We start from the raw sequence: 7068 nt of genomic DNA, 5'->3' as shown, positions 1-7068 counted from the left end.
CTCCCCGCGGCGGCTCACCTAAACTACCCCCCACACAACACCCCGCTAACCACCGGGGGGGGGGGGCGCGGCGCGCCGGGCGGGGGGCGCGGCGGAGGGCGGCTCGCGGACCCCGCCCCGCGGCCGACGCACCCTGGACAACCCTCCAGGAATTTAGGTTAGCCTTACCTACATGACCAGTGCCCTGCTGGCCGCGAACACGGCCGGATACACCATGCCTCCGCTCTGGCGGATCCTGACCAAGTCCGGGTACTTCATCGGCCTGTCCGGCGCCATCGGCGCCACCGTCACCTACGCCACCACCGTCCGCCCGGCGCTGCGCGCCCCGCAGGCGGACGCCGCCGACACCGCGGTGCTCCGGCGCAGATCGGCGGCGTACCTCGCCCTTGCCGGCGTGGTCCTGCTGATCGCCGGGTACTTCCAGCTCGCCGCCCGGCTCGCCCGGGCCGGCAAGGGCATGCCGTTCGCCGACGCCCTCGCCCCCGACCGGCTCTGGGATTTCCTCACCGTCCCCGCGGCCAAGGGTGCCTGGATCGCCCAGGGCACGGTCTACCTCGCCCAGAACGCCGCGCTCCTGCTGACGTCCGCCGCGCTGGCGGCGCTGTTCCTCCCGGCGGTCCGCCGCCACCTGGACGCCGTCGCGCTCACCGCACTGCCGCTCTCGCTCGCGGTGACCCTGATCGCGGCCGTCCCGACCACCAGGCCCAGGGACGGCGACCGCTGGCTCGACCTCGCCCTCGACCAGATCCACATCGTCAGCGGCACGGTCTGGCTCGGCGGCCTCGCCCTGATGGCGGCCCTCGCCGCGGCCCGCCCGCTCCTCGGCGGCGGCGCCGGCCTGCTGTGGGCCGACATGTGGCGGCGCTTCAGCCTGGTCGCCATGGTCTGCGTGGGCGCCGTCCTCGTCTCCGGCCTGTGGCTGAGCTGGAAGCACGTCGGCGGGATCGCCGAGCTGTGGACCACCGGGTACGGCCTCGCCCTGCTCATCAAGATCCTTCTGGTGCTGGGCCTGGTCACGGCCGGCGCGGTCAACCAGTTCTGGCTGATGCCGCGCATCGCCCGCGCCCGCCGCGCCGACGACACCGCCTCCCTGCTGCACCTGACCCTGCGGCACTTCCCCGCCGTCGTCTGGGGCGAGGTCGCCCTCGGCGCCGCCGTCCTCGCCGTCGTCCCCTTCCTCGCCGGATCCGCCCGCTCCGAGTCCGGCGACCCACAGGCGGTCTCCTCGGGCAGCATCTTCGCCGCCGGCGCAGCCCTCGTCCTGGCCCTGCTGCTCTCCCTCTACGCCACCGCCAAGGCCTCCGAAGCCCTCTCCCGCAGGCCCGCCCCCGCCCCCGCCTGAGGCACCCGGCCCCTGGTCCGGCCCCTGGTCCGGGCGCAGGACGGGCGGCGATACTGGCCGGATGGGATTCCTCGTCCTCATGACGCTGCCGGGGCTGGTGCTGCTGCTCACCGCGCTCGCGCTGGTCGACCAGGTGCTGCTGCGGGCCGGCCGGGCGGGGCTGCTGCCCTGGCGGACGGGCGCCCGGCAGGGGCAGGTCTCCGCGACCGGGTTCGAGCAGTTGCACGCGACCTTCTCGGCGGGCAAGCAGCACGAGCTCAGGGAACGGCAGTCCGCACTGATCCTGCGCGACGAGGACGAGGACGGCGCCCCGCCGAACCGCACCGGGGTGGACCTGCTGCGCGGTTCGGCGGTGATCCGGCTGCCGAGGACCTCCTGACCGGCGGGCCGGCCGGGCGCTGTCCGGCCGATCGCGCGGCCCTCCCGCGGCCGGCGGCCGAGCCTCGTACCGTGCCGCGAGCGGGCCGCCCCCACCACTGCCTGATCCCACGGACCACGGAGGCCCTCGGGCGCCCGCACCTGAACCGCTTCGGTGCGGGCGGCCGCCGGAGACTGCCTCGCTTGGAGTACGGAATTCCATGAGCCCCTTGATTGACCGGAACGCGATGGAATCGGCCTTCGGCATCGAAGAGCTGGTCACTCCCGATGACCATGCGCTCGACGGCATCGTCGACGAGCCGACCCGTGCCTTCCTGCGCGAGGTGGGGTTGCCGGACCGAATGGGCTGGTTCGAGGCGGATCAGGTCCTCCTGGACGGCGACCTGCGGATCGGCGGCGAGGCATGGCGACCGGTCGCCGAGAAGTATCCGAATTGCCCCTTCGACATGTCGACGTGGCTTTCGCTCGGCGGTATCGGGCTTGACGACGTGTCCGTGGACACCGTCACCGGCGACGTGTACTGCATCCCGGAAGACGGCGCCCCCCACCTGCTCAACAGCAGCATCGGCGCCTTCGCCTTCTTCCTGCACGCCCTGGAGGAAGAACGCCCGAACTATGACCCGGAAGCCGGTACGGATGGCGTCGACCCGCAGGGTGCCGAAACTCGGCTCCTGGACCTCATGCGCCGGATCGATCCCGCCGCGACGGAGAATCCCGAGTCCTGCTGGTTCGCCGTCCTTCGACAGGTGCGCAACCTCTTGCCGTACTAGGTCCCGACCAGTTCCCGTCCTCGACACCTCCGTCCCCCGACGGCGTCGGAGTCCGCCGTGCGGGCGAACGGCGACCCGTGGGGCTCCGGCGGGGCCGACCACCGACGGTGCCCGCCGGGGCGATCGGCACGTCCCACGTGGCGCTCCGATGCGGGTACCGGTGGCCACTCGAACGCCCCATCCACCGTGCGGCGCAAGGGATGTGCTCCTACGGTGCCCGTTAAGGGGGCCAATCGACGAGAGGTGCACACTCCCATGGCAGGCAAGTTCGAGCTGTACGTCGACGAGTCCGGCAACCACCGTTTCCGGCTGAAGGCCGCGAACGGCGCGGTGGTGATCACCGGCGACCCGCAGGAGTCCAAGGACGACTGCCTGAAGAGCATCGAGTCGCTGCGCAAGCTCGCGCCGTACGCGCAGGTGCTGGAGGTCGCCGGATCGCAGGGCTGACCGCGGTCCGAGGTGCCGGGCCGGCCGTCCGATCGGGGCGGCCGGCCCCTTGGTGTGCGAAGCGGCGGACCGGCCGACGCAGGTGGCGCGGCCATGGCAGACCCATGGGATCTCCGCGAAAGCCTCACACGTGACACCTGTCGATCGTTCGGGTGCCGTGCATAAGGTCCTAGTCCCAAGGTCGCGCCCCACGGCGCGACAGCCGACCGGGAAGATCCCATGGACTACTGCGCACCGTGCCGACGCCACCTCAACGGGGCTTACTCGTGCCCGGGCTGCGGCGCACCGGCCAGTGCCCTGCAGCCGGGCCCCACCACCGTCCGGCCCGCCACCGCCCCGTCGGGCTCCGGTCCGTCGGAGCCGCGCCGCCGGCGCAGGCAGCCTCCTCGGCGGCGCCGCCGGGCGGTCCTGCTGACCGCTGCCGGGCTGGCCCTCGGCGGGGCCGGGGTGCTGGCCCTCGCCGCACCCGGCAGCAGCGGCGCGGCCCACCCCGTGACGGCCCCGGTGGAGGACCAGGTCGGAGCCGGCACCGACTCCCCCGCGGCGGCGCCGGCGAGCACCTCGGCGGCGCCCTCCCACTCCGCGTCGGCCCGGCCGTCCCGGTCGGCGTCGGCCCGGCCCAGCGCCTCGGCGAGCACGTCCTCGGCGGCCTCCGCCCCGGCGCCCTCCGCCTCCTCCGGCACCTCACGGCCCTCGTCCGACCCGACCTCGGGGCCGAGCCGCACTCCCTCCCCGAGGCCGTCGCAGACCTGCAAGCCGTTCCTGTTCTGGTGCACCTGACGGGCCCGGTCAGCCGTTCAGCAGCGCGGCGAGCACCGCGGCGTGGCTGATCGGCAGGTCCCGCGCGGCGGTGAGCAGGGCGAGCGGCCCGGCGGCGGCCAGCTGCCGCAGGTGGTCGAGGGCGGCGGCGGGCGCGGGTTCGGCCAGCTCCGCGAGGTAGCGGCGGCGGAACTCCTCGAAGAGCTCCGGATCGTGGCCGTACCAGCGGCGCAGCCCGTCCGACGGCGCCACGGCCCGCAGCCACTCGTCGAACCCCGCGTCCTCCTTGCGCAGCCCGCGCGGCCACAGCCGGTCCACCAGCACCCGCGCCCCCTCGCCGGGCTCCGGTGCGGTGTAGATCCTGCGACATGTGACGGCCATCCGGCCATGATCCCGCCCGCCGGAGCGGTCACCGTGCGTACGCTGCGGAGTGTCCGGATTGCAGTCCCGGATGCTGTCCGTACGGTCTACACACGGGGGACGCGACATGGTGCCTGCGGTCACCGCATCGGATCCGCTGGCGGCCGCCGGGGTGCTGTTCCCCGACGGCGCCGGCCGGCTGATGGTGGTGCGGGCGGTGTACGAACGGCGCCATCCCGTGGAGGTGCCCGGCGGGGGCTGGGAGCTGCAGGACGCCACCCCGCGCGACACCGCGCTGCGCGAGATCGCCGAGGAGATGGCGGTGCGCGCCGAGCTGGGTCCGCTGGCCTGCGTCGACTGGGCGCTGGACGCCCTCCGGCCGCCGATCGTCTCCTTCCTGTACTGGGCGGCCCCGCTGACCGCCGGCCAACTGGCCGCGGTGCGGCTGCAGGAGGACGAGCTCGGCGGGTACGCCTTCGTCACACCGCGGCAGGCGGCCTCGGCCCTGCCGCCGAAGCTGTCGCGGCGGGTGGCGGCCTGCCTGAGGGCCCCGGCCGGGTGGGGGCCGGTGGAGCTGGAGGACAGCCTGCCGGTCGGCCAGAGCCGGGTGTTCCTCTCGCACGAGCCGGCCCCGCCGTACACCGCCGCCGACGGGATCGACCTGGCGGGCGGGGACCGGCCGCCGGTCATCCCGCCGCTGGACCGGGCCACCTACATCGCGACCCGCCCGCGGATCCGGGTGGCGGTCCGGATCCTCGCCACCGACGCGGCCGGCCGCGTCCTGGCCGAGGACGGGAACGCCGCGGCGGACGGGGACGGCGACGGCAGCGGGCCGCGGCTGCCGGGGGCGGTGGTGGCCGCGGAGGCGGAGACGCCTCGGCAGGCGGCGGCCCGCGTGCTCGCCGGCCGTCCTGGGCTGCCGGGCGGTCCGCCGGGGCGGCTGCTGGGCCTGGACTGGCTGCCGGGCGGCGGCGGTCCGGCCCGGCTGGTGTACGTGTTCGACGGTGGTACGGCCGTCCCGCCCGGCCCGGGTCTGCGGCCGGTGGAGGCGGGCGAGGCGGGGCCGCGGACGGCGGCCTGCCTGGCCGTCCGCGACTCGCCGGGTGGCCCGATCGAGCTGGTCGGCGGCGCGCCGGCGGTCCGGACGGTGTGACGGGGCACCGCCACGGGGACACAATGGAGCGGCGAGCGCTCCCCGCCCGAGGAGGTCCTGTGGTCCGCGCGATCGAGTCCGAGCTGGCCAGCCGGCGGGTGGAGTCGGTCGCGGTGGCGGGGCGGCTGACGGTCCGGCTGTCCGGGGGCGTCGTGGTCACGGCCGAGAACGACTTCCGGCTGCGGACGGCCACCGAGGTCGAGCACTTCTACCCGGGCCTGGCGCTGGCGCCCTCGGGGTCGCTCGCCGCCCTGGTCGGCGCCCGGGTGGCGGCCGCCGGGGTCACCCGCTCCGGCGGGCTGGAACTGGACTTCGGCCCGGCCGGCGTACTCTCGGTGCAGCCCGAGACGGCCGGTCCCGATGCGCCCGCCGCCTGGCGGGTGGCCGGGCCGGCCGGGCCCCTCTTCACCGCCGAGCCGGGCGGCTACCTGGCGGTCTGACCACCGGCCCGCCGGGCGGCGCAGCCGCCCCCGGGCAGCCGCCGACGCGCAGTTGCCTCCGAGCAGCCGCCCCCGCGCGGGCGGGCGGCGCAGGCCGGTCACCACAAGCGCGTCGTCAGCGCAGGTCGAAGACCAGCCGGGCGGAGACCTCGCCGGCGAGCACCTGGTCGAAGCAGGTGTTGACGTCCTCCAGGCGGCGGGTCTCCCGGATCACCCTGGTGCGGCCCAGCGCGTGCAGCCGGAACACCTCGGCGAGGTCCTGCCGGGTGCCGACGATGGAGCCGACGACCTTGGTGCCGTTCAGCACGGTGTCGAAGACCGGGATCTCCAGCTCCCCGTCGGCGGGCAGCGCGACCAGGACCAGCGTGCCGCCGCGGCGCAGCGCCGCGTACGCGGCTGCGAAGGACTCGTTGCTGACGGCGAGCGAGATGGCGGCGTCGGCGCCGCCGAGCTTCTGCACCTCGGCGGCCACGTCCTGCCGGCGGGCGTCGATGACGTGGTCGGCGCCGAGTTCGCGGGCGAGCTCCAGCTTGGCGTCGGTGACGTCGACGGCGACGGTCTCCGCACCGAGGATCCGCGCGTACTGGAGGGCGAGGTGGCCGAGGCCGCCGATGCCGGAGACCAGGACGCGGGAGCCGGGGCCGGCGTCGGCCACCTTCACGGCCTTGTAGGTGGTGACGCCGGCGCAGGAGAGCGGGGCGGCGTCCATCGGGTCGACGCCGTCGGGCACGGGAACGACGTAGTCGCCGTGGGCGAGCGCGTACTGGGCGTAGGCACCGTCCACGGAGTAGCCCGAGTTGTGCTGCTGCAGGCAGAGGGTCTCCCAGCCGGTGACGCAGTGGTCGCAGCGGCCGCAGGCGTCGGCCAGCCACGGGATGGCCACCCGGTCGCCCACCTGCACGTGCCGGACGAGGGCGCCGGCCCGCTCGACCACGCCGACGCCCTCGTGACCGGGGACGAACGGCGGGCTCGGCTTGACCGGCCAGTCGCCGCGCGCGGCGTGGATGTCGGTGTGGCACAGGCCGGACGCCTCGATGCGGACCAGGACCTGGTGCGGGGCCGGTTCCGGGACCGGGCGGTCCTCGATGGTGAGCGGTGCGGTGAAGTCGCGTACGACGGCGGCCTTCATGGCGGCGTCCTTCCGGTGTCGGACGGTGGGGTGCCGCGCGGCCCCCGCGACCGGGGCCCCGGGCGGGGCGGCGGGCGGACGGCCGGGCCCGCGGCCGCACGGCGTCGGGCCCGCGCGGGACGGGCACGGGCGCGGCACGGCCGAGGGCGCGCACGGCACGGGCGGCGGCGAGCCCACGCTAACCCGGCCTGGGGGGGGCCCCCCGCGCGGGGGGGGGGCCGCCCCCCCCGGGCCGCCGCGCCGGGGCGGCGGGGCGGCGGGGTGACAGAGCGCAGCCGCCCCCCCCGCCC

9 protein-coding genes are annotated in these 7068 nt (G+C 75.8%); 6 read left to right on the top strand and 3 right to left on the bottom strand.

The window, feature by feature from the left end; translation table 11 throughout:
• Positions 1-172 precede the first annotated feature (172 nt).
• The 4 genes from ACFV0G_RS17850 to ACFV0G_RS17835 all read left to right on the top strand — a co-directional run bounded on the left by ACFV0G_RS17850 (position 173) and on the right by ACFV0G_RS17835 (position 2937).
• On the top strand, positions 173-1342 hold the full coding sequence (locus tag ACFV0G_RS17850) for a copper resistance D family protein (RefSeq protein WP_380547987.1): 1170 nt from the start codon (positions 173-175) through the stop codon (positions 1340-1342).
• 61 nt (positions 1343-1403) lie between these two features.
• A complete protein-coding gene (locus ACFV0G_RS17845) occupies positions 1404-1721 on the top strand; it encodes a DUF6191 domain-containing protein (protein WP_380547984.1) in 318 nt (105 codons plus the stop codon).
• Between the two features lie 199 nt (positions 1722-1920).
• Positions 1921-2490: an SUKH-4 family immunity protein gene (locus tag ACFV0G_RS17840; protein ID WP_380547981.1), complete on the top strand. Its 570-nt coding sequence runs from the start codon at positions 1921-1923 to the stop codon at positions 2488-2490.
• A gap of 255 nt (positions 2491-2745) precedes the next feature.
• Positions 2746-2937 (top strand): YegP family protein, encoded by a 192-nt coding sequence (locus ACFV0G_RS17835; RefSeq protein ID WP_380547978.1) that lies wholly within the window; start codon positions 2746-2748, stop codon positions 2935-2937.
• Between the two features lie 260 nt (positions 2938-3197).
• Here the strand turns inward: ACFV0G_RS17835 and ACFV0G_RS17830 are convergent, their stop codons facing one another.
• Entirely contained in the window at positions 3198-3713 is a 516-nt protein-coding gene (locus tag ACFV0G_RS17830) for a hypothetical protein (protein WP_380547975.1), read from the bottom strand.
• 13 nt (positions 3714-3726) lie between these two features.
• Positions 3727-4077: a DUF488 domain-containing protein gene (locus ACFV0G_RS17825; protein ID WP_380547972.1), complete on the bottom strand. Its 351-nt coding sequence runs from the start codon at positions 4075-4077 to the stop codon at positions 3727-3729.
• Positions 4078-4183: 106 nt separating this feature from the next.
• Between ACFV0G_RS17825 and ACFV0G_RS17820 the strand changes: the two genes are divergently transcribed.
• Positions 4184-5209 (top strand): NUDIX domain-containing protein, encoded by a 1026-nt coding sequence (locus ACFV0G_RS17820; protein WP_380547969.1) that lies wholly within the window; start codon positions 4184-4186, stop codon positions 5207-5209.
• Between the two features lie 59 nt (positions 5210-5268).
• Positions 5269-5649, top strand: coding sequence for a DUF6188 family protein (locus ACFV0G_RS17815; RefSeq protein WP_380547965.1), 381 nt, complete (start codon positions 5269-5271; stop codon positions 5647-5649).
• A gap of 115 nt (positions 5650-5764) precedes the next feature.
• On the opposite strand, the gene adhP is transcribed toward ACFV0G_RS17815, so the two are convergent.
• A complete protein-coding gene (gene adhP / locus ACFV0G_RS17810; protein ID WP_380547962.1) occupies positions 5765-6778 on the bottom strand; it encodes an alcohol dehydrogenase AdhP in 1014 nt (337 codons plus the stop codon).
• Positions 6779-7068 lie beyond the last annotated feature (290 nt).

The organism is Kitasatospora sp. NPDC059571, from assembly GCF_042735675.1.
Taxonomy (GTDB): Bacteria; Actinomycetota; Actinomycetes; order Streptomycetales; family Streptomycetaceae; genus Kitasatospora.
This window is presented reverse-complemented; position numbering and strand designations above follow the sequence as displayed.